Source organism: Pseudomonas ovata (assembly GCF_003131185.1).
Taxonomy (GTDB): Bacteria; Pseudomonadota; Gammaproteobacteria; order Pseudomonadales; family Pseudomonadaceae; genus Aquipseudomonas; species Aquipseudomonas ovata.
The window spans coordinates 1-21,241 of sequence record NZ_QFFU01000038.1 but is presented as its reverse complement, the minus strand read 5'-3'; the positions used below and the strand labels follow the sequence as shown (position 1 = coordinate 21,241).

At 63.9% G+C, this 21,241-nt stretch carries 11 protein-coding genes and 1 pseudogene; 4 read left to right on the top strand and 8 right to left on the bottom strand.

The window, feature by feature from the left end; genetic code table 11:
- Positions 1 to 18: 18 nt before the first annotated feature.
- Together DGA31_RS28545 and DGA31_RS28540 are read left to right on the top strand one after the other, a co-directional pair.
- Positions 19 to 777 (top strand): response regulator transcription factor, encoded by a 759-nt coding sequence (locus tag DGA31_RS28545; protein ID WP_109514804.1) that lies wholly within the window; start codon positions 19 to 21, stop codon positions 775 to 777.
- A gap of 29 nt (positions 778 to 806) precedes the next feature.
- Positions 807 to 2,131 (top strand): annotated as a pseudogene (locus tag DGA31_RS28540) (ATP-binding protein).
- 240 nt (positions 2,132 to 2,371) lie between these two features.
- On the opposite strand, the gene DGA31_RS28535 reads toward DGA31_RS28540, so the two are convergent.
- Both DGA31_RS28535 and mmsB read right to left on the bottom strand, forming a co-directional pair.
- Positions 2,372 to 4,354 carry a TonB-dependent receptor domain-containing protein gene (locus DGA31_RS28535; protein WP_109514803.1) on the bottom strand — a complete coding sequence of 661 codons (1,983 nt, stop codon included), beginning with the start codon at positions 4,352 to 4,354 and terminating at the stop codon, positions 2,372 to 2,374.
- Positions 4,355 to 4,513: 159 nt separating this feature from the next.
- Complete coding sequence (gene mmsB, locus DGA31_RS28530) at positions 4,514 to 5,395, bottom strand: 3-hydroxyisobutyrate dehydrogenase (RefSeq protein WP_109514802.1); 882 nt, start codon at positions 5,393 to 5,395, stop codon at positions 4,514 to 4,516.
- 408 nt (positions 5,396 to 5,803) lie between these two features.
- Between mmsB and DGA31_RS28525 the strand changes: the two genes are divergently transcribed.
- On the top strand, positions 5,804 to 6,325 hold the full coding sequence (locus DGA31_RS28525) for an Hcp family type VI secretion system effector (protein ID WP_109514801.1): 522 nt from the start codon (positions 5,804 to 5,806) through the stop codon (positions 6,323 to 6,325).
- Positions 6,326 to 6,373: 48 nt separating this feature from the next.
- On the opposite strand, the gene DGA31_RS28520 is transcribed toward DGA31_RS28525, so the two are convergent.
- Positions 6,374 to 7,792 carry a M20 family metallopeptidase gene (locus tag DGA31_RS28520; RefSeq protein WP_109514800.1) on the bottom strand — a complete coding sequence of 473 codons (1,419 nt, stop codon included), beginning with the start codon at positions 7,790 to 7,792 and terminating at the stop codon, positions 6,374 to 6,376.
- Positions 7,793 to 7,972: 180 nt separating this feature from the next.
- Here DGA31_RS28520 and DGA31_RS28515 point away from each other — a divergent pair, with 180 nt between their 5' ends.
- Positions 7,973 to 8,878: a LysR family transcriptional regulator gene (locus DGA31_RS28515; RefSeq protein ID WP_056836061.1), complete on the top strand. Its 906-nt coding sequence runs from the start codon at positions 7,973 to 7,975 to the stop codon at positions 8,876 to 8,878.
- A gap of 22 nt (positions 8,879 to 8,900) precedes the next feature.
- On the opposite strand, the gene DGA31_RS28510 is transcribed toward DGA31_RS28515, so the two are convergent.
- The 5 genes from DGA31_RS28510 to recC form a co-directional block, all read right to left on the bottom strand.
- Positions 8,901 to 10,136: an OprD family porin gene (locus DGA31_RS28510; protein ID WP_109514799.1), complete on the bottom strand. Its 1,236-nt coding sequence runs from the start codon at positions 10,134 to 10,136 to the stop codon at positions 8,901 to 8,903.
- A 43-nt stretch (positions 10,137 to 10,179) separates the two neighbouring features.
- Positions 10,180 to 11,469, bottom strand: coding sequence for an MFS transporter (locus DGA31_RS28505; RefSeq protein WP_056836064.1), 1,290 nt, complete (start codon positions 11,467 to 11,469; stop codon positions 10,180 to 10,182).
- 319 nt (positions 11,470 to 11,788) lie between these two features.
- Positions 11,789 to 13,861 (bottom strand): exodeoxyribonuclease V subunit alpha, encoded by a 2,073-nt coding sequence (gene recD / locus DGA31_RS28500; RefSeq protein ID WP_109514798.1) that lies wholly within the window; start codon positions 13,859 to 13,861, stop codon positions 11,789 to 11,791.
- Entirely contained in the window at positions 13,858 to 17,559 is a 3,702-nt protein-coding gene (gene recB / locus DGA31_RS28495) for an exodeoxyribonuclease V subunit beta (RefSeq protein ID WP_109514797.1), read from the bottom strand. The genes recD and recB overlap by 4 nt, the downstream gene beginning before the upstream one ends.
- The gene (recC, locus tag DGA31_RS28490) at positions 17,556 to 21,020 is read right to left on the bottom strand and encodes an exodeoxyribonuclease V subunit gamma (RefSeq protein ID WP_109514796.1); all 3,465 of its coding nucleotides are present in this window, start codon (positions 21,018 to 21,020) and stop codon (positions 17,556 to 17,558) included. Before recC ends, recB begins: the two co-directional genes overlap by 4 nt.
- Positions 21,021 to 21,241 lie beyond the last annotated feature (221 nt).

The window sequence follows — 21,241 nt, the reverse complement described above, 5'->3', positions numbered from 1 at the left end:
CGTCGTCCAGGTCTTTCGATGAGCTCTGTTGCCTCCCCTGCCCCTTGCCCACCGCGCATCCTGGTGGTCGATGACCACCGCAAGATCCGCGATCCGCTGGCGGTGTACCTGCGCCGGCATCGGTTCGAGGTGCGCACCGCCGAGGATGCGGCCGGCATGTGGCAACTGCTGGCACAGCAACGCTTTGATGTCATCGTGCTGGACGTGATGCTGCCCGATGGCGACGGCTTCGAGTTGTGCCATCGCCTGCACCGGCGCGAGAACATCCCGGTGATTCTGCTGACCGCCCGCGACACCAGCGCCGACCGGGTGCGGGGTCTGGACATTGGTGCCGACGATTACGTGACCAAGCCGTTCGAGCCACGTGAGCTGGTGGCCCGGATCAACAGCCTGTTGCGCCGGCGCGGGGCGACAGTGGCCGCTGCACCGGCCGTGCCGGTCATTGCCGACACGGTACGCCACGCGTTTGCCGGGCTCAGCTTTACTCACAGCACCGGCCTGCTGGTGCACAGCGATGGCTCGATGGTGCGTCTGAGCCGCGTGGAAAGCCGCTTGCTCAGTGTGTTTCTTGCCCATCCCAACCAGGTGCTCAGCCGCCAGAAACTGATCGACCTGACCACCCGCCCCGACCACGAAGTGTTCGACCGCGCCATCGACCGACAGATCAGCCGGCTGCGGCGCAAGCTGCGTGACAACGCGGCGGTGCCGGAGCTGCTGCGCACGGTCTGGGGCGACGGCTATATACTGGCCAGCCCGGTCGTGCAGGTGCCGGCATGAGCGTGCTGCGCCGTCTGTGGCCCAGGCGCATGGCGCATCAACTGGGACTGCAGGTGTTGCTGGCGCTGCTGGCCTGCAATGCGATTGCCATGCTTTACCTGCAACGCACCGGCGCGCTGCTGCACCCGCTGTCGCGCACGCTGGCGCTGGAGCGGCTGATCACCGCCTACCATGCGGCTGAGAACCTGACGCCCGAGAACGCCTCGCGCCTGCTGGCCGCCATGCAGACCGATGAAGCGCATTTCTGGGTGGCCAGCCATCCTGTGGCCGATGCCAGGGGCATGCGTCCCGAAGAGCAGCGGTTGATTGCTGATCTGGGCAAGCGCCTGACCCTGCCACCGGGTCTATCCGTCGGTATGCAACTGGAGCGCACCAGTGGCGGCAATGCCCGCGAGTGGGTGTTCAGCGGTGCCGGCTGGGCACCGTTGCGGCTGCGCACCAGCATCGACTTGCCAAGTGGCGCCTACCTGAACGCCATCCAGCATCCCACCGGCGGCTACGAGTGGAGCCGCATCCTCAGCTACAGCCTGCCGGTGACCACGATTCCGGTGCTGTTGATCGTGTTTTTCTTCATGCGCCGCGTGGTGCAGCCAGTCAAGCGCCTGGCACAGGCCACCGAGCGGGTCAGCCGCGGCGAATGGATTGCGCCCTTGCCCTTGCAGGGCCCGCAGGAAGCCCGCGACCTGACGCACGCGTTTAAATCGCCCGGCATGTCGAGGGCCGCACCCGTATGCTGGCCGCGATCAGTCATGACCTGAACACGCCCATCACCGAACTGCGCCTGCAACTGGAGTTGCTTGATGACGACGCGGCGCGCGACGACATGCTCGACAGCCTCGATGAGTTGCAGGCGATGGTCCGCGAGACCCTGAACTTCGTGCGCGGTGATGCGGTGCAGGAAGACACGGTGCGCCTGTGCCTGAGCGACTTGCTGGACGATCTGGCGCGCCGCTACGCCAGCATGGGGCACGCCATTGGCTGGGCGCGCGAGACGGCGATTTTCTGCCATTGCCGGCCGCTGGCGCTCAAGCGTGCGCTGACCAACCTGATCGATAACGCCCTGCGCCATGCCGGGGACGCGACGCTGCGCGCCTGGGTAGAGGACGACGGGGATATTCGTGTAGAGATTCGCGACCATGGCCCCGGCATCGAACCGGCCTGGCTGAGCCAGGTGTTCGAGCCGTTCGTGCAGTTGGGCCAGGGCGGTACAGAGCATGCCCAAGGCGGCGGGCTGGGGTTAGGACTGGCGATTGCCCGCGCCTGTCTCCAGGCCCACGGCGGCGAGCTGACCCTGGAGAATCGCCTGCCGACGGGGCTGTGTGCAGTGGTGCGGTTGCCTGGCGCGCAGGCGTAATGCCGATCAGTCAGGGTGAATGTTGTCGAATGCCTGACAGGTGGGAGGGGGCTCTGCTTCGGGCGGCGATCCGACAGTAAAACCGGTACATCTGTTGCGCCTGTACCGCCGCCTTCGCCAGCAGAGCTGCCTCCCACAGTCTGATGCCAGGCCCGAAATCCAGGGCGACATCCAACGGGTGGGAGGGTGCCTTGAACAAGCCCTGTTGCGCCCCCTGCGAATCGACGTCCGGCCGGGTTGTCAGAACCGTACCGTGGTGCTCGCCCACAGGGTGCGGCCGTAGTTGACGTTGCCGTAGGTTTCGTCGTCCAGGCGTTTGTCGGTGACGTTCTGCAGGGCGGCGTTGAAGCTCAGGTGCTTGCTGAATTCATACGAGCCGCCGAGATCGCCGGTGGTGTAGGCCGGGGCCGGAGCTTCGGTCAGGGTGCTGCCGTACTCCTTGCCGTAGTAGTTGATCGCCGCGTACAGGTCCAGGCGGTCGCTGAACTGCCAGTCGGCGCGCACGTTGGCCTTGCGCTCGGGGGTCAGCGCCAGGGGCGCGCCGGCGTTGGCACCGCTCTTTTGCTCGGAGTCGGTGTAGGTGAAGTTGCTCTTGATCGCCACGGTGTCGGTCACGTCCCAACGGCCGTTGAGCTCTACGCCCTGAATCACGGCCTTGTCGACGTTGACCCGCTCCATGACGATAAAGCCGTTGTAGCGCTCGGTCGTGGTGACGGTCGAGAGCTTGTCCTTGAAGTCGTTGTAGAACACGGTGGCGCCGGCCGACAGGTTGTCGCGGTTGGACCACAGCGCCGACAGCTCATAGTTGGTGCTGGTCTCGGGCTTGAGGTCCGGGTTGCCGAGCATGGCAAAGGTGTTGCGGCGCAGCACGGCGTAGTCTTCGATCACCGCACGCAGCTCTGGCGCCTTGAAGCCACGGGCCACGCCGCCCTTGAAGGTCCACTCGTCGGTGGCGTTCCACACGCCATACAGGCGCGGGCTGAAATGCACGCCGTACTGTTCGTGGTGGTCCATGCGCAGGCCGGTGGTCAGGGCGAAGGTGTCGGTGACCGACCATTCGTTTTCGGCGAACAGCGCTTTCTGCACCACCGAATACTCATAGTTCTTGCGGTCGCCCAGCGCCTGGTTCCAGTCGGTGACCCGGGTGTCGTTCCATTGCAGGCCGGTGGTGGTGATATTGCGCTCGGTGGGCATTACCAGCTTGGCGTCGAGCACGGTGTTTTCCACGGTGGGCTTGCGCCCCAGCACGTCGGCCTGGCTTTCCGTGGCCAGGCCTTCGCGGCTGGATTTTTCCCAGGCCAGCGACACGTCCGAAGTCGCCCAACCCCAGCGGCCCTGGTGCGAAAGGGACAGGTGGTCGCGGTTGTTTTCCTGCTCGCGGGTGGCCCAGTTGGGGCTCAGGCCATCACCGTTCTTCAGGCGCGTGGCGCCGCCTTCGATGAGGATGTCGTGGTCAACGGTTGGCGTGTAGGCCAGGCGCGCGGTGATGTCCTTGTGGTCGGCCTTGGTGTAGCCGTTGGTGATCTCGACGTCGTCATCGGCCTGGCGATCCAGATAACGGCCCCAGGCCTGCAGACCCAGGGTGTCCGCGATCAACGGACCATTGAGGTAGAACTGGGTCTGGCGGGCATTGCCCTGGTCGCTGTGCTGGCGGGCCGAATAGTCATAGGTGACCGAGCCGCCCCACTCGGGGGTGACCTTGCGAGTGATGATGTTGATCACGCCGCCGATGGCGTCGGAGCCGTACAGCGACGACATCGGTCCGCGCACCACTTCGATCCGTTCGATGGCCTCGGCCGGCGGCACGAAGCTCTGCTCGTAGCCACGGTTACCGTTGACCCTCGACTCACGCGCGCTCTGACGCTTGCCGTCGACCAGGATCAGGGTGTAGTCGGCCGGCATGCCACGGATCGAGATATCGGTTTCGTTGGCGCTGCCGTTGACCGTCACGCCCTCGACATCGCGCAAGGCATCGGTCAGGTCGTGAAAGGATTTCTTGCGCAGTTCTTCGCCGGTGATGACCGTAATCGACGCCGGGGCCTGCTCCACGCTTTGCTCGTAACCGGCGGCGGTGACCACCACCTCGTCCAGCGCAAGCACCTGAGGGCTGGTCTTGGCCAGGTCCTGGGACGGTTGGTCGGCATGGGCCTGACCGCTGGCCAGTGCGGCCAGAGCCAGGTTCATCATTACAGCCGAAGGGCGCAGACGGAATGGAGAAGGCATGGAAGATCCTTACGACTCGATAGGTAAAAGAGAATCGTATGCATCTGCATTCATAAAGGTTGGACAAGGTGTGACAGGTTTTACAAGGTGGATGGCGATTTGGCATTTTCTGGACATGACCGGGAACCGGTGTACACCGGGTTCCCGGCTGAAGCGGTCCTACCGCCGGTAGGCCTGGATGATGGCCGAGAAATCCAGGCCGCCTTCGCCGCGCTGGCTCATGGCCTGGAACAGTTGCTCGGCCAGCGCCCCGAGCATGACCGGCTGGTGGGCGCTGCGTGCAGCCTGCGCGGCCAGCCCCAGGTCCTTGAGCATGAGGTCGGCGGCAAACCCACCACTGTAGCCACGCGAGGCCGGCGCGGTGTCGACGATACCGGGCCAGGGGTTGTAGCTCTGCGAACTCCAGCAACTGCCAGTGGAGCTGTTGATGACCCCGGCCAGCACTTGGGTGTCGATGCCCAAGGCATCGCCCAGGGCCATGGCTTCGGCCACGCCGATCATGGAGATGCCCAGCAGCAGGTTGTTGCACAGCTTGGCGATCTGCCCGGTGCCGGTGTCGCCGCAGTGCACGATATTGCGGCCCATCTGCGCCAGCACCGGCTTGATACGCTCGAAATGCTCGCTGGAGCCGCCCGCCATGAAGGTCAGGGTGGCGGCCCGGGCGCCGGCCGTGCCACCGGATACCGGCGCATCGCTGAGTGTGACGCCCTGAGCGGCGGCGATGTCGGCCAGCTCGCGGATGGTCTGGGGGTCGATGGTGCTGCAGTCAATAGCCGGGGTGCCGGGCTGGATACCGGCCAGCACGCCGTTGTCGTCCAGGTAGACACGGCGCACATGGGCGGCGGCCGGCAGCATGGTGATCACCAGCTCACTGCCTTGCGCGGCCTGGGCGGGCGACTCGCTGATCTGGCCGCCCTGGCTGGCCAGTTCGGCCAGGGCGTTCTTGTCGATGTCGAACAGGTGCACACGGTGCCCGGCCTTGAGCAGGTTGCAGGCCATGGGCGCGCCCATGTTGCCCAGACCGATGAAGGCGATATTCATGGTTGTTCTCCTTGGCGTGCGAATGCCGATGTCATCACGCGATGGGGCTGCTGTGTTCATTCATTGAAGACTACGGCGGCGGATTTATCGCGGTCGGGTTCGATACAGGCGTATGGCTTTGATGCGCAATGGCTTGCGCAGCGGGCGGTGGATAAGCTTGTTGATAGCGGTTGGCAGGGCTGGCTGTTCGAGGCTTGCAAGTAACTGCGCAAGGGTTTGCAGAGGGGGATGCGGGGTATTGCGCGAAAAAGCAGGTTTTCAGCAGAGCTGAATCGTTGAAAAACCAAAAAAATCACTTATCAACATGATTTATAAGGACTTTTATCAATCGGCACGCTTTTTGGTATAGCCCATGGGTCCCGGACGGCATGTCCACCGGGTGCTTATTCACTGGAAGGAGAATGACTCATGGCTACACCCGCTTACATGTCTATCACTGGCACCAAGCAAGGCCTGATCACCGCAGGTGCCTTTACCGCCGATTCGATCGGAAACGCTTACCAGGAGGGCCACGAGGACCAGGTCATGGTCCAGGGATTCAGTCACGAGGTCATCATCCCGCGTGATCCGCAGTCCGGCCAGCCAACCGGGCAACGCGTGCACAAGCCGGTGTGCATCACCAAGGTATTCGACAAGGCCTCGCCGCTGCTGCTGGCGGCGCTGACCTCGGGCGAGCGCCTGACCGAGGTCGTCATCAAGTGGTTCCGCACCTCGGCCTCCGGCACGCAAGAGCACTACTACACCACCAAACTGGAAGACGCGATCATCGTCGACATGCGTGACTACATGCATAACTGCCAAGACCCGGGCAACGCCCACTTCACTCATTTGGAAGATGTCCACATGACCTATCGCAAGATCACCTGGACCCACGAGATCTGTGGCACATCCGGCTCCGATGACTGGAGAACCCCTGCGTCTGCCGGCTGACCGGCCTGATGCCGACGGCCCCCGCGGCGGGCCGTCGGCTTCTACATCTCAACCCAGCGAGCCGCGCAGCGAGGCGGCGTGCTCGCCCAGATCCCAGAACAGCCCGGCTGCCGCTTTAAGACCTTGCTCGACGATACTTTCCAGCAAATGCTCGTCCGGTGCGTGCTGCTGGCACGATGGGTAGGAGTGCGGCAGCCAGACCGTCGGCAGGCCCAGCACATCGGCAAAGCAATGGTTGGGAATGGTGCCGCCCAGGTTGGGCAGCACGGTGACCGGCTCGCCGAGGCTGGTGCTGACCGACTCGCGCACAAAGCCGACCCAGGGGTGCTGCGGGTCCAGCCGGGTGGCCGCGTAGCCGCCTTCGACCTGGACCTGCACCGCGTCGAATCCGTGCTCATCAAGATGGCGGCGCAGGTTGTCGGCCAGCGATTGCCATTGGGTGCCGGCGACAAAGCGCAACTGGCAGACCATTTCCGCACGGCCCGGAATGGCACCGATGACCTTGACCGTACTGCCCGCCGACAGGCCGACCACTTCCAGCGTGTTGCAACCGAACAGCTTCTCGCCGACGCTCAGGCCAGGTTCGCCCCAGGCCGGGTTGAGTTGCGGGTCAAAGCTTTCGCCACCGACCGGCAGGTCGCGCACCAGCGCCGCCACGGCCTCACTCATCGGCGCCGGGCGCATGAAGTCCGCCAGCAATTGGCCGCTGGGCGAGACCAGGCTGGACAGAGCGTGGCTTATCACGATGGCCGGGTTGGTGATGATGCCGCCCCAGTTGCCCGAATGACGATTGCCGTTGCCCGTATCGAGCGTCAGGCGAAACTGGCACACCCCGCGCGAGCCGAGAAACAGCGTTGGCACGTCATGGCGCACGCGGGGACCATCGGAGGCCAGGAACAGGTCGGCGGCGAGTTCTTCGGCGTTGTCGCGACACGCCTGCTCCAGTCCTGGCGAGCCGACTTCCTCGCTCATCTCGAAAATGATCTTCAGGTTGAAGCCCAGCCGGCCTTGCCGGGCTTGCAACACCGCCTCCAGGGCCGCGAGGTTGATGCTGTGCTGGCCCTTGTTGTCAGCCGTGCCGCGACCGTACAGACGGCCGTCCTTGACGCTGACCTGCCAGGGCCCGGTGCCCGCCTGCCAGAGTTCGTCCTGACCACGGGTGACATCGCCATGGCCGTAGCTGAGCAGGGTCAGCAGCGCCGGGTCTTCGATGCGTTGGGCAAACAACAGCGGCGGCTTGCCAGTCTGCGGGTTGTCCACCAGGCGACAGGTGAAGCCCAGGGCCTGCAGGGTCGGTTGCAGCTCAAGCAGCAGGTAGTCGCGCAGCGGCACGACGCAATCGGGATTCGGACTTTCGGTTCGTTGTGCCACGCGCCGGTTGAGAATCTCCAGAAATGCGCCACTGGTGTAGTGCCGGGCAGCCAGCTCAATGGCCTGCGCGCGCGTGTTCGCAGAAAGGGTCGACATAAGGGTTCCTTGCTGACAGGCAGTGGCTGGCGGGCGATCACGAAGCGCTCGACCGACGATGCGTGGCAGGTTAACGTGACGACCTGACTTGCAACAATTATCAAGTTTTCAACTCATCCTTGCCTTTACGGCAAGTCAGGCTTGCACATTTTTGAAGCAGTTTGCCAATGGAGCCCGGCGATGCACGACCTGCCCTTGCGTTATTTCCACAGTGTGGCCAGGACCGGCTCGCTGTCGGCTGCCGCTGAAGACTTGCATGTCGCGGTGTCGGCGGTGAGCCGCCAGATCAGCAATCTTGAAGGTCAACTGGGGGTGTTGCTGTTCGAGCGTAAACCACGCGGCATGCAGTTGACCGAACCGGGCGAACTGCTGCTGGCCTACGCCAACCGCAATCAACTGGAAATCAAGAACGTCATCGCCGAGATGCGCGGCCTCAATACCTTGCAGCAGCACAGGATCGCCCTGGCCTGCCCGGAAGGCATGGCGTGGGAGTTCCTGCCACGGGTGTGCGCGCAGTTTCGCGGCTTTCATCCGGGGGCCAGCTTCGACTTGCAGGTGGTGGATGCCGCCAAGGCGTCACAACTGGTCAAGGAAGGCATGGTCGACATCGCCCTGACCTTCAGCCTGACGCCGACACTGGGCGTGGAGATTTCCCTGAGCTGCGAGTCGCCGATCAGCGCACTGATGCCGGCCAGTCATCCGCTGGCCGGCAGCACGTCATTGAGCGTACAGCAATTGCGCGAATACCCGCTGGCCTTGCCGCATGCCGGGTCGACCATCCGCTATCTGTTCGACATCGCCTGCCACCTGCACGGCCTGACCCTTGTGCCGGCCTACGCCAGCCACTCGCTGGGCGCCATCTACAACGCGGTGCGCCACTCCGCAGATGTGATTGCCCTGTGCGGAGCAGCCACGGTCAGTGGCACGGCTGCCCGCGACAATCTGGTGCTGGTGCCCATGAGCGACCCGCAACTGCGCCAGCGCAGCCTGCAGGTGCAGATCATGGCCGGGCGCAAGTTGCCGGTGCTGATTCGCTACTTCCTGAGTTTTCTGGAAGAGCAACTGGTGACCGTGAGCCGGTTGTAGGCCCAGGATGTGGGCAGGCGGGTTACCAGAAATTGACGGTGTAAGTCAGGGCCAGGCGGTTTTCTTCGTAGCGGGAGGTGTCGCGCACGTTGACGCCGATGTTCATCCAGTTGGCGCCCAGGCCCTTGAGCGGGCCGCTCTGGACGACGTAGCTGAGGATTGAGGTGCGCTCGGTTTCGTGGCTCTGCCGGCCCAGGTCGATGTCGTTGCCTTCCATCCAGCGCGCCATCCATTTCAGCCCCGGCAGGCCCAGGCCGGCAAAGTCGTAGTCGTAGCGCACCTGCCAGGAGCGCTCGCCGGGCTTGACGAAGCCCAGCGCCGACCAGTTGATCAGGTAAGGGGCCGGCGCGTAGTTGTTGAAGGTCGGGAAGGTGTCCAGGCCCATCATGCGCTGATAGCCGGCACCGAAGGTGTGGCTGCCCTTGTTGAGGCTGAACATCAGGCCGTAGGTGCGGTTGTCGACCCGGCCGGACAGGGCCTGGCCTTCTTCCTTCGTGTTGTAGTAGCGCGCATCGGTCTTGAGCGTGAAACCATTCCCGAGTGGCAGCTTGTGCGCCAGCCCCAGGTAATGCTGGCGGTAGATGTCTTCGAGCTGCGCGTAAAAGTAGGTGCCGGACAACGTCGGGGTAAAGGCGTAGCTGGCACCGGCGAAATTCAGCCCGTCGCTCGATTGCGCCGGGGTGTCGCCCCACAGGTAGAGGTCTTCGCGATTGGCCGACTCGCGCCCGGTGATGCTCCACAGCCGGCCGGCGGTCAGGGTCAGGTCCTGGATTTCCCTGGACTCCAGGACCGCGCCTTCGTAGCGGGTCGCCAGTTGGCGGGTCGGGTCGAAGGATGCCACCGGCAGGTTCGGCCGCTGGTCACCGATGCGCAGTTCGGTTTTCGAATAGCGCACTTTGGCGGCGACATTGGCATGGCCGTAGTCATGTACCGGGCTGCCGTCGGTTTCCACCGGCAGCACACCATCGGGCGAGCGGCCCTTGCCGCCGTCCAGCCGGTAGGCGAAGTCGGCGCCGACATCCAGGCCAAACTGTACGGGCGTGTCGGTGTAGCCGGACTTGAATTGCAGGTCGAAGCCTTGCGACCAACTGCCGGTGCGCGACTTGGGCGCGTTGTCCTGCTTGAAGTCGCGGTCGACGTAGAAGTTGCGCAGGCCCAGGGTCAGGTGGCTGTCTTCGACAAAACCGGCCTGCGCCGTGCTGGCCGCGCACAGGCCAACGGTGGCGGCCAGCGCCTGCTTGAAGCGTGATTCGAACATAGCCCACTCCAGAGTCTTCAGGTGATTGGAAGCTGTCAAACAATCAGGAGCGCTTGAGCTGTTGCCGGATGGCCAGCAGGGTGATGAGGCTGAGCAGTCCGGTCACCAGCAGGTAGAAGCTGGGGGCCAGTTTGTTGCCGCTGGCCCCGATCAGCCAGGCGACGAAGAACGGCGTGAAACTGCCAAAGATCGTGGTGCCGATGTTGTAGCTCAGGGCCATGCCGGTGGCGCGGACCTGGGTCGGGAACAGCTCCGACATCAAGGCCGGCAGGCCACCGAAGTACACGGCCTTGAGCACGCTCATCCAGAACAGCACGGCCAGCAGCGCCATCAGCGTCGGGTTAGCTGCCAGCCAGGAGAACGCCGGATAGATGCTGGCGACAAAGACCAGCGCGGCCCAGAACATGATGCGGGTACGACCGAACACGTCCGAGAGGTGGCCAATGAACGGGGTCAACACGGTCAGGACCAGGCCACTGAGCAAGGTGCCGGCGAAACCGATCGAGGCCGTCAGGCCCAGTTGCTTAACGGCGTAGGTGGGCATGTAGATGATGACGTAGCTTACCGAGGTCGACAGCACCAAGGCGCCGATGGCCAGCACCATGCGGTACTTGTGCGCCTTGAACAGAGTGCCTACCGGGGTGTGTTCCGGTGCGGCCTGCTTGAACTCGGTGGCCTCGTCGATGTGCCGGCGGATGTACAGGCCGATCGGGCCGATCAGCAGACCGAACAGGAACGGGATGCGCCAGCCCCACGATTCAAGCTCTTGCGTGGTCAGGGTGGTGGTCAGCAGCAGGCCGAAACCGGAGGCCAGCAGGCCGCTGATGCCCTGGCTGGCGAACATGAAGCTGGAGATCAGGCCCTTGCGCTCCGGGGCATGTTCGACCAGCAACGCGGTGGCACTGCCGAACTCGCCCCCGGCAGAAAAGCCCTGGATCAGCCGCGCGACAAAGATGCCGATGGGTGCCAGCAGGCCGATGGTTTCGTAGGTGGGCATGATCGCGATCAGGAAAGTGCCGAGCATCATCAGCCAGATGGAGATCAGCATTGCCGCCTTGCGGCCGATGCGGTCGGCATAGGAGCCCAGCACAATCGCGCCCAGCGGGCGAATCATGTAGGACACGGCAAAGGTGCCCAGTGCCAGCAACAGCGAGACGGTTTCGTCGGTGTTGGGGAAGAACAGCTTGGAGATGGTCATGGCGAAGAAGCCATAGACGATCAGGTCGAACCACTCCAGCGCGTTGCCAATGGAGGAAGCGATGACCAGTTTGTACAGTTTGCTTCTGGGCATGCGCGAGGCCAGGGGCTCGGTGGTGATCTGCGCAGTTGTCATTGTAAGAATCTCCGGCAGCCAGGGGAAAGTCGACTGCCGGCCTTGCGTGGCGGGGGGTGCGACCATGGACCGATGGTAGGCACGCCCCCGCTTTCCCACAATTATGCATTTCAGAAGCAATCATTGCGCTAAAGGCAAATCAACCTCGCAGCATTTTGCGTCCTTTGTTCTGTAATAGTGCCGTGCTGGAAAGTGTCGGTTTAGACGGCTGCATTTAGCGCGTCAAAGGCAGCGGGGGGTGGAATCAGGTAGCGAAGTCAGGCGCCATGGCTGCGCCATAAAGGCGCAACCATGGGTTTTGGCATGGCCACATCGATCGTTACAGGCCCAACATCAACCCGCTCAGGCGCTTGACCTTGCGTTGCAGGGCTTGTTCGAACACGCCCTGGCGTGACTCCAGCAGACTGAACCAATGCTTGGCGCGGGTGATGCCGGTGTAGATCAATTCCTTGGTCAGCACCGGGTTAAGGGCCTCGGGCAGGATCAGCGCGGTGTGGGCAAATTCCGAGCCCTGGGACTTGTGCACGGTCATGGCGTAGACCGTTTCGACATCGTTGAGCCGGCTGGGCAGGATGAACCGCACCTCCCCACTGCCGTCATTGCGAGGGAACGCCACGCGCAGTACGTGCTGCCCCTGGTCTTCACGCTCCGGCACCCTCAAGGCAATGCCGATGTCGCCGTTCATCAGGCCAAGGCCGTAATCGTTGCGGGTCATCAATACCGGCCGGCCTTCGTACCATTGCTGCTCGCTGCCGATGAGACCGGCATTGAACAGCGCGTGAGTAATGCGCAGGTTGAGCCCTTCGACGCCCCAGGGCCCCTTGCGCACCGCACACAATAATTGAAACTCATCGAACGCCTGCAAGACCGCACGGGCCCAGCCGGTCCAGCACGGGTCGCTCAAGGCCGCCTGCGGCGCAGGGCGCTGTTGCGCCAGCACGCTCAGGTAATGCCGGTAACCCTGCGGCCCGCTGCCGTGACCGTCGAGCACCATCTGTTCGAAGTGCAGGTCCTGTTCATTCTTGAGTACGCGCACAAACAGGTCGGCATGGGTGTTGCCGGCCAGCAAGGCACGGGCCTGGGCGTATTGCTGCTGGTTGACCAGTCGCGCCAGCTGACCGATGCCGCTGCCTTCGCCGAAACGCCGCGAGTGCCGCAGCATGACCACTTGCTGTGCCAGCGGGTGCTGCAGGTCATCGCCGCTCTGCAAGCCGCTGGCGTGCAGGTTTTCGCCGCTGACCGACTCCAGCCAGGCCTGGGTCTGCGGACTGTAGAAGCCGGCCTCGGCATCGCGGCACAGATCACCCAGCACAGCACCGGCTTCCACCGAGGCCAGCTGGTCCTTGTCACCGAGCAGCACCATGCGTGCATGGGGTGGCAAGGCGTCGAGCAGGTTGGCCATCATTTCCAGGTCGATCATCGAGGCTTCGTCGACCACCAGCACGTCCAGCGGCAGGGGGTTGCCAGCGTTATGACGAAAGTGCCGGGTGCCAGGCCGGCTGCCCAGCAAGCGGTGCACGGTGGTGACCTCGCTGGGGATGCGCTCGCGCACTGTCTCGTCGATGGTCAATTGCCGGACCTGCTGGCTGATCGACTCGGTCAGGCGCGCCGCCGCCTTGCCGGTCGGCGCTGCCAGGCGAATGCGCAAGGGCTGGCCGCTGTGCACAGCGGGCTCCTGCAACAGCGCCAGCAAACGCACCACGGTGGTGGTCTTGCCGGTGCCAGGGCCCCCGGTGATGATGCTGAACCCGCGGCGCGTGGCCAGCGCACAGGCCAGCTTTTGCCAGTCGATGACCGCGCCGGGCTTGCCGAACAGCGCCTCCAGCCGCCCCGCCAGATCGGGCGGCGGGGTTTCTTCGGCCGACAGGCGCTGACGCAGCACGGCGTCGATGCGCCGTTCATAGTTCCAGTAACGGCGCAGGTACAGGCGCCGGTCGGCCATGACCAGCGGCTTTTGCAGGGCGTGTGGGCTGTGGTCATCGGCACTGGCCACAAGCGAGCTGTCAGCCAGGACCTGGCACCAGGCCGCGCCATCCAGGCTGGCCAGCAGTTGCGACGGCAGCAGCATAGGCCCACTGTGCAGGTCACCCTCGGGCGGCAGCGACAAGGCAAAGTCCGGCGCCTTGAGTGTCTCGTAAAGGTCGAGGCACACATGACCATGGCCCAGTTGGTGGCTGGTCAGCGCCGCCGCCAGCAGCACCCGCGGATCAGCCTGGGCATCGAGGCTCGCCAGAAAGGCCACGAACGCCCGGTCCAGCGCCCGCAACCAGCCACGCTCGGTCCAGCGGTCCAGCAACAGCAGCAGGTCATCGATACGTGCGAGCGGCATCAGCCGGGTCAGGCTGTCGGCTTCCAGTGGTGTCGGCAGCAGTTGGGCGAAGGTGCGGCTCATGCGAATTCTCCTGGGCGAAGCGACGCCTGCGACTGGCCTTGAAAGAGCCGGTCGAGGCTTTCGATCAGCTCGCGGGGTGGGCGGGTGAAATACACGCCCTGCCCCGGCGCACGGCTGCCGCGCAAGAACAGGTACAGCGCGCCGCCCATGTGCTGGTCGTAGTCGTAGCCGGGCAATCGCGCCTTGAGCTGACGGTGCAGGGCCAGCAGGTAGAGGGTGTATTGCAGGTCGTAGCGATGCTCCAGGATCGAGGCCTGCATGGCCTCGTCGGTATACGCGCTGTCGTCGTCGCCCAGCCAGTTGGACTTGTAGTCGGCCACGTAATAGCGCCCGTCATGTTCGAGCGTCAGGTCGATAAAGCCCTTGAACATGCCATTGAGGGTGGTGGTTTGCAGTGGTGCACGCGGAGCGTTGTCGTGGGTATGGGCGCGCACCAGTTCGTCCAGGCGCGCGACATCGACATAATGGCTGGCGAACCAGAATTCCATCTCGATGCGGTACTGGTTGGGCTGGTCCAGTGCCGCCAGCGCCAGGGGGCGAGCGCCCTGTGTCGTCAGCAAAGGCATCTGTAACAGGTGCAGCAGCCAGTCGGTCAACGGCTTGATCCAGGCCTGCCAGCCGCGCAGGTTGCAACGTCGGGCAACAGTGTCGAGCACACCTTCCGGGTCGCTGGCCGCCAGGGCAAACCCTTCTTTGCCCGCCCATTCGAGCAAACCGTGCAGGAAGGTGCCGGGGTTCGGTCCACGCGGGAAACGGTGCAGGTCGCTGGTGCCCGGCAAGGGGTCGCGCGCCGCCTGCGTCTCTGGACGCTCGTCGTCGAACAGTTTCTGGGCCAGCGGCGTGTCGGGGGCGCTGTCGCCGCTGGCGGTAATGCCATCGCCAATGCGCAGCGCGCTGTAGGACGCGATCCACCAGTGATCGGCCGCCTTGCGCCGGGGCAGCAATGTCTTGAGCTGGCGGGTCGGTTTGAGCGGCGGGCTGAAAAGCGTGTCGTCAGGCTCCGGCACCGCTTGCAGGGCGATGGCCGGGCAGCCCTTGACGAGTGCCTTCAGCCACTCGCCCAACTGCGCGCTGTCACTCAGTGGCAGGCCTGCGCCCAGCAGGTAGCCCAGCGCCGACAGGTGCAGCTGCGAGCTGTTGGCATTGCCGCGCTTGAGGTCGGCCACGCCCAGCCAGCAGGCGTGCTCGGAGCGGGTCATGGCGACATAGAGCAGGCGCAGGTCTTCGGCCAGGCGCTCGTCGTCGGCGCGCTTGATCAGCGCGTCGGTCGGTTGCAGGCTGATGCGGGCCTGACCGTTTTCATCGTGAAAGTGCAGCGGCAGGCGCGTGCCGTCCACCGGTTTGCTGGAGCAGATGAATGGCAGGAATACCAGCGGATACTGCAGGCCCTTGGACTTGTGAATCGTCACCACCTTGACCAGTTGCTCATCGCTTTCCAGACGCAGGATCTGCTCTTCGCCGGCCTGGCCGGACAGCGCCAGGTGCTCGCCCAGATGGCGGATCAAGGCCTGTTCGCCATCGAGCTCGGCAGCGGCCTGTTGCAGCAGTTCGGACAGGTGCAGCAGGTTGGTCAGCACCCGTTCGCCATCACTGCGGGCCATCAGGGTTTGCGGCAGCTTGAAGTCGTGCAGCAGACGTCGCAGCATCGGCAGCACGCCTTGCGTGCGCCACAGGCCGCGGTAGCCACGAAACTTCATGACCTGCTCTTCCCAGGCCAGTTCGTCCTGGTTCAGGTGCTCAAGCTCGGCCAGCGGCAAGGCCAGAGTGATGCTGGCCAGCGCGGCGCGCAAGGTACGCTCGACATCCGGCTCGGCGCATGCCTTGAGCCAGGCCAGCACATCGTGGGCTTCCTGGGCGGCAAAGACCGAGTCCTTGTCCGACAGGTACACACTGCGCACATGACGCCGGGCCAGTTCGCTGCGCACCGCCTGGGCCTCCTTGCCGTCGCGCACCAGAATCGCGATATCGGCCGGCAGCAGCCTGCGCAAGGCTTGCCCGTCACGGGCAAAGCCAGCGCGGCCCTGGGTGCCGGCATTGAGCAGGCGCACGATTTCGCTGGCGCAACTGGCGGCCAGTTGCTGGCGATAGACCGTACCGGACACCGGTTGCTCATTCGACAGTTGCCACACAGTCAGGGCCGACAGCGGTTGGCCGTCGAGTTCAAGGCGCTCCTTGCGCCCCTGCGCCCGGGCTGGCTGAAACGGCACCGGATTATCCTTGCCGTCACGGAACAGGAAGGCACCTTTACCGGCCTCGCGCTGTTCGGCACTAAGGAACACATGGTTGGCCGCCTCGACCATGGTCACGCTGGAGCGGTAGTTGGTGTCCAGGGTATGCCAGCGGCCGGCGGTGGCCTTGCGCGCGCGCAGGTAGGTGTAGATGTCGGCGCCACGGAACGCATAGATCGCCTGCTTGGGGTCGCCGATCAGGAACAGGCCGGTCTGCTCATCGTTATCTTCCAGGCGGTAGATGCTGTCGAAGATCCGGTATTGCACCGGGTCGGTGTCCTGGAATTCGTCGATCAGTGCCACCGGGAACTGCTCGCGAATCAGGCTCGCCAATCGCTCGCCGCCAGCCGCCAGCAAGGCGGTGTCGAGCCTGAGCAGCATGTCGTCGAAGCCCATTTCTGCGCGGCGGTGTTTCTCGGCTTCGAAGCGGGCGCTCACCCAGGCGGCGGCGTGCTGCAACAATTCGGCATCGGGGGTCGGCAGGCGCTCCAGTGCGCTCTGCAAGGCCTGCATCGCCACAAAAGCAGGGTGTTGCGGCGGTTCGACCTTCCAGGACTCGGCGATACCCTCCGGGGTCAGGCGCGTAAAGCCGGTGCCCAGGTCGAGGTATTCCTGTTTTTCATCCAGTGCCCAGGCGGTGAGCTTGTCGAACCAGGGCTTGAAGAAGCGCTCCTGGATCTGCCGGCCGTTGACGTGCTTGGCGGCCACGGCACCCTGGAACAAGGTGTAGAGCTCGCTGCCCCAGGCGGCCCAAGGTGCCTTGAGCTCGACCAGCGCCGCGCGACGTTGTTCGAGCACGCTCAGGATCAGGTGTGCCGGCTCCTGCGCAGAGGCTTCGAACTCACGTCCGAACAAACCGCGCACACGCGTCAGCAAGGCCGCCGGGCCACCCCAGTTTTCGCGTACCCAAGCCAGTGCAGCGCCGTCCATGGGGTAGCAGAAACGCCGCCAGTAATCGCGCAGCACTTCACCGAGCAATTCGCTGTGATCGGTTTCCAGGCTCTGGGTGAAGAGGCTGCCGCTGTCGAAAGCGTGTTCGCGCAGCATGCGCTGGCACCAGCTGTGGATGGTCGAGACGGCCGCTTCGTCCATCCATTGCGCGGCAATGTCCAGCCGGCTGGCACAGGAGGGCCATTGCTCAGGGGCGAACTCGTCACGCAGCTCGCTGACAAGTGCATCGGGGGCCGGAATTTCGTCGCGAAAGAAACGCGCGGCTTCTGCCAGGCGAGTACGGATGCGATCACGCAGCTCTTTGGTGGCCGCATCGGTAAAGGTCACAACCAGAATCTGCGGTGGCAGCAGTTCGCGGCCGAATCGCGACAGCTCGTCACCATGACCCAGGACCAGGCGCACATACAGGGCCGAGATGGTGAAGGTCTTGCCGGTGCCGGCGCTGGCTTCGATCAATTGGCTGCCGCGCAGCGGAAAACGCAGGGCCAGAGGCCGGGCGCTTGAGGTAACAGGATTCATTCGGCCGCCTCCTCGCCCTGCCAGGGGGCGTCATACAAGGGTTTGTAGAGCGATTCGCACCAACCGGCGAATTCTTCGCTGTCGAGCAGCGCGTCGAAGTCCGGGTACTGCCGCAGCAAGGCGGTGCTTTCTGCACGCTCGCCATTGCTGTTCTGGCCGTCGCCTTCGTAAGCCTTGCGCGCGGCGGCCTCGGCCTTGTCGGCCGGCTGTCCGAGCCAGGCAAAGGCGGTTTTTGGCGCAATCGGCAGAGGCTGCTGCATGCCATTGAGCCAGCCACTGAGCAGGTCGTTCAAGGCTTCGCCAGCCGTTTGTTTGTCCAGCGGCGGCAGCAACAAGGTTTCGTCGGTGGCCACCAGCGCGGTGGTCAGGTGCAGGTCACAGGCACAGGCCACCAGATGATTGACCCAGGGCCGGATCAGCCGGTGCCACTTGCGGGTTTTCTTCGAGCCAATGCCATTGGGGATGACCGTGACGGCCAGCAGTTCGTCCCGTGCATTACGGTGCAAGCCGTCGAGCCAGCCATCAAGCTGCACCTGGCGGTGCTCGACACTGACCGGCAACGCGCTGTCGAGCCGCTGTGGCCAACGACTGAGCAAGGCGTGATAGCGCTGCAGCACACCTGGCAGCGGTTCGAGCAACTCGGCTTGCAGCGAGGTACCGAAACCGGCCATGGGCAGCAGGCCACTGCCTTGCAGGCGCAGGGCCTGGGTATGCAAGGCCTGCTCGACAGCGTCTGGCTTGAGCATCGCGGCGCCCAGCAGGCTTTCGGTCAGGCCATAGCGTTGCAGGGCATCGAGCACGAAGGGTTCTTCATCGGCCAGCGGGGCCTCGCGCTGATCGAAAAACACCTTGAGCCGCTGGGTGAAGAAGTGCTTGACCGGGTTGCGCAGAAAATCGTGTAACTGCTGCAGGCTCAGGGGTTCCAGGGGCTCGTGCGCAGCCAGCTGGGTGGCGGGCACAGGCGCACTGGCATCTTGCTCACCGTGCAATGCCTGCCATTCGCGGGCAAAGCTGAAGTAACCAGAATCTTGCTGGAAATAACGAACACTGAAGGGCTGCAGCGGATGATGGAGGGTCAACGCCTTGATCAGCGCCTCACCCGGGCTATCGTCGGGGTCTGCTTGTGCCAGTCGCCAACCGCTGACCAGATGATCACGCAATTGCCCGACCAGCACAGAGGCTGGACGCTCACTGTTATCGCGAATGCTGTGCCCGACCCAACTGATATAAAGCTGGTCACGGGCCGACAGCAATGCTTCGAGCAGCAGGTAACGGTCATCCTCGCGCCGCGAGCGGTCACCGGGACGGTAGTCGCTGCCCATCAGGTCGAAGTCCAGTGGCGGTTGCGCGCGCGGGTAATCGCCATCGTTCATGCCCAGCAGGCAGACCACCTTGAACGGGATGGCGCGCATCGGCATCAAGGTGCAGAAATTCACCGAACCGGCCAGAAAACGCTGCGACAGACGCCCCTGGTCCAGTCCGGCCAGCCAGGCTTCACGCACGACTGTCAGCGGCAATGGGTCCTGAAGGGCAACCGACTCACAGGTCTGCAACCAGGTTTCACGCAGGCTTTCCAGTTGCGCGAGCAGGTAGTCGTCGTGCTCGCTTTCAGCCTGGAAAAACACCTGCAGCAAGGTTTGCAGGCGCACGCCCCAATGCTGGGCAGTGGCAACGCTGGAGAACTCGGTGTAGGCGATGTCCAGTGCATCGATCAAGGCGACCAGCGGGCCGATCAGGGCCGCATCCAGGCCGCCGATTTCATCGTAGGGTTCAATGCCCTGGCAGGCTTCGCCGGCACCGACGGCATAGCCCAGCAGCATGCGGCGTAAGCCAAACTGCCAGCTGTTCTGCTCCAGTGCGCCGGGCAGGCCCAGGTTGACACGTTGGCGGGCATCCAGTCCCCACCGAATACCGGCGCCCTCGATCCAGCGATGCAGGGTCGGCAGGTCGCGCTCCTGGATGCCAAAGCGGGCACGCAAGGCAGGCACATCAAGCAGGTCGAGGATTTCACTGACCGGAAAACGGCTGTCGGGCAGTTTGAGCAGGTGTTCGACGGCGATCAGCAGCGGGTCGCGGCCGCGTTGCCCCTGGTCGGCCAGGGTAAACGGGATGAAGCGTTTGTCGTCGCGCTCGATCTGGCCGAATACGGCCCGGATATGCGGTGCATAGCTGTCGATGTCCGGCACCATGACGATGATGTCGCGCGGACGCAGCTCGGGATCGTGACTGAAGCGGGCCAGCAACTGGTCATGCAGGACCTCGACTTCACGCTGGGCACTGTGGGCGACGTGGAAACGGATCGAACGGTCCTGCAGCGGGTCGACGTCCGGCCATAAGGCGCGGCTTTCATCGAGCGGACGCAGTTCAAGAATATCGTCCTGGACCTGGCCCAGCAGGTGTTTGGGATCGCCGTCGCTGAACAGGTCGATCCGCTCGTCCTTGAAGCAGAAACGGTAATTGTGGGGGTTGTCGTGGCTGTCCAACAGGTTGATGTAGTCACGGCCCTGCTTGCCCCAGGCCGCGAGCAGTGGATGCGCGTGCTGATGCAGCGATTGCGGATCCAGCACCAGTGGCATGCTGCTCTTGCGCGCTTGGCGCTTGTCCTGGTGACGTAACAAGTCCTTGTCCGCCACGATATCGGCCCAATGGTGGCGACAAGGGTTGTGCACGCACAGCAAGACCTGGCTGAAGCGCGCCAGTCCGGCCAGCGCTTCGAGTGCCTGTGCCGGCAGCGACGAAATGCCAAAGACGATGACCCGCGCCGGCAGGCCGGCAGGGGCCTGATCCAGGCTCTGGATGCGCGCCATGAAACGCTGGTGCACACCGGCACGGCTTTGAGCCATGCCTTCGGTACCGACATCGTGCAGCAGGGCGCGCCACAATTCGGCCTGCCAGATGTTGGCAGGGCTCAAGGGCCTTGCCTCGCCGCGCCCAGAGCGCAGTTGATGGCGGCCGGCGGCCCAGTCTTCCAGCCAGTCGGCGCGGTACACCTGATATTGGTCAAACAGGTCGGCGAGCCGCTCGGACAATTGATAACGCTTGCGCAGGTCGGCATCGACCGTCAGGAAGCGCTGCAGTGGCTCGAAATGCGGGCGGTCAATCAATTCAGGAAGCAGACGCATGAGACGCCAGGTCAGCGGGGCCTTGTCCAGCAGCGAGGTCAGCGGGATTTCTTCGCGGCCCAGTACGGCCCGGTAGAGCTGCCACATGAAACTGCCGGGTAGCTGCACATCTACAGCGGCTGCGATACCGCAGCCGCCCTGGTCTTCATCCTCGGCATCCTCTGCCAGGGCCAGCTTTAACCATTGGGCGATACCGTTGCTCTGCACCAGCGCGATTTCGTTCTCAAGCGGTGCCAGGGGATAACGTCGCATCCATGACACGACCAGGCTGCGCAGTTCATCCAGTCGGTTGCCATGAACCACCATGAAACCGGCGGTGAGCGTGGTCGTGTGGGGCATGCCTGCTTCCTTGACTCGTCAGAGTGATACTCAAGGGCGCACCTTAAGGGGTACGAGGATGAGCGTCCAGTTAGAGAGTTTTGCAGGTCATTAATTTTATTTCGCGCAAAGCAAAACCCCCGATCGCAAGGCGATCAGGGGTTCTGGGTTTGAATCTTGACGATGACCTACTCTCACATGGAGAAGCTCCACACTACCATCGGCGATGCATCGTTTCACTG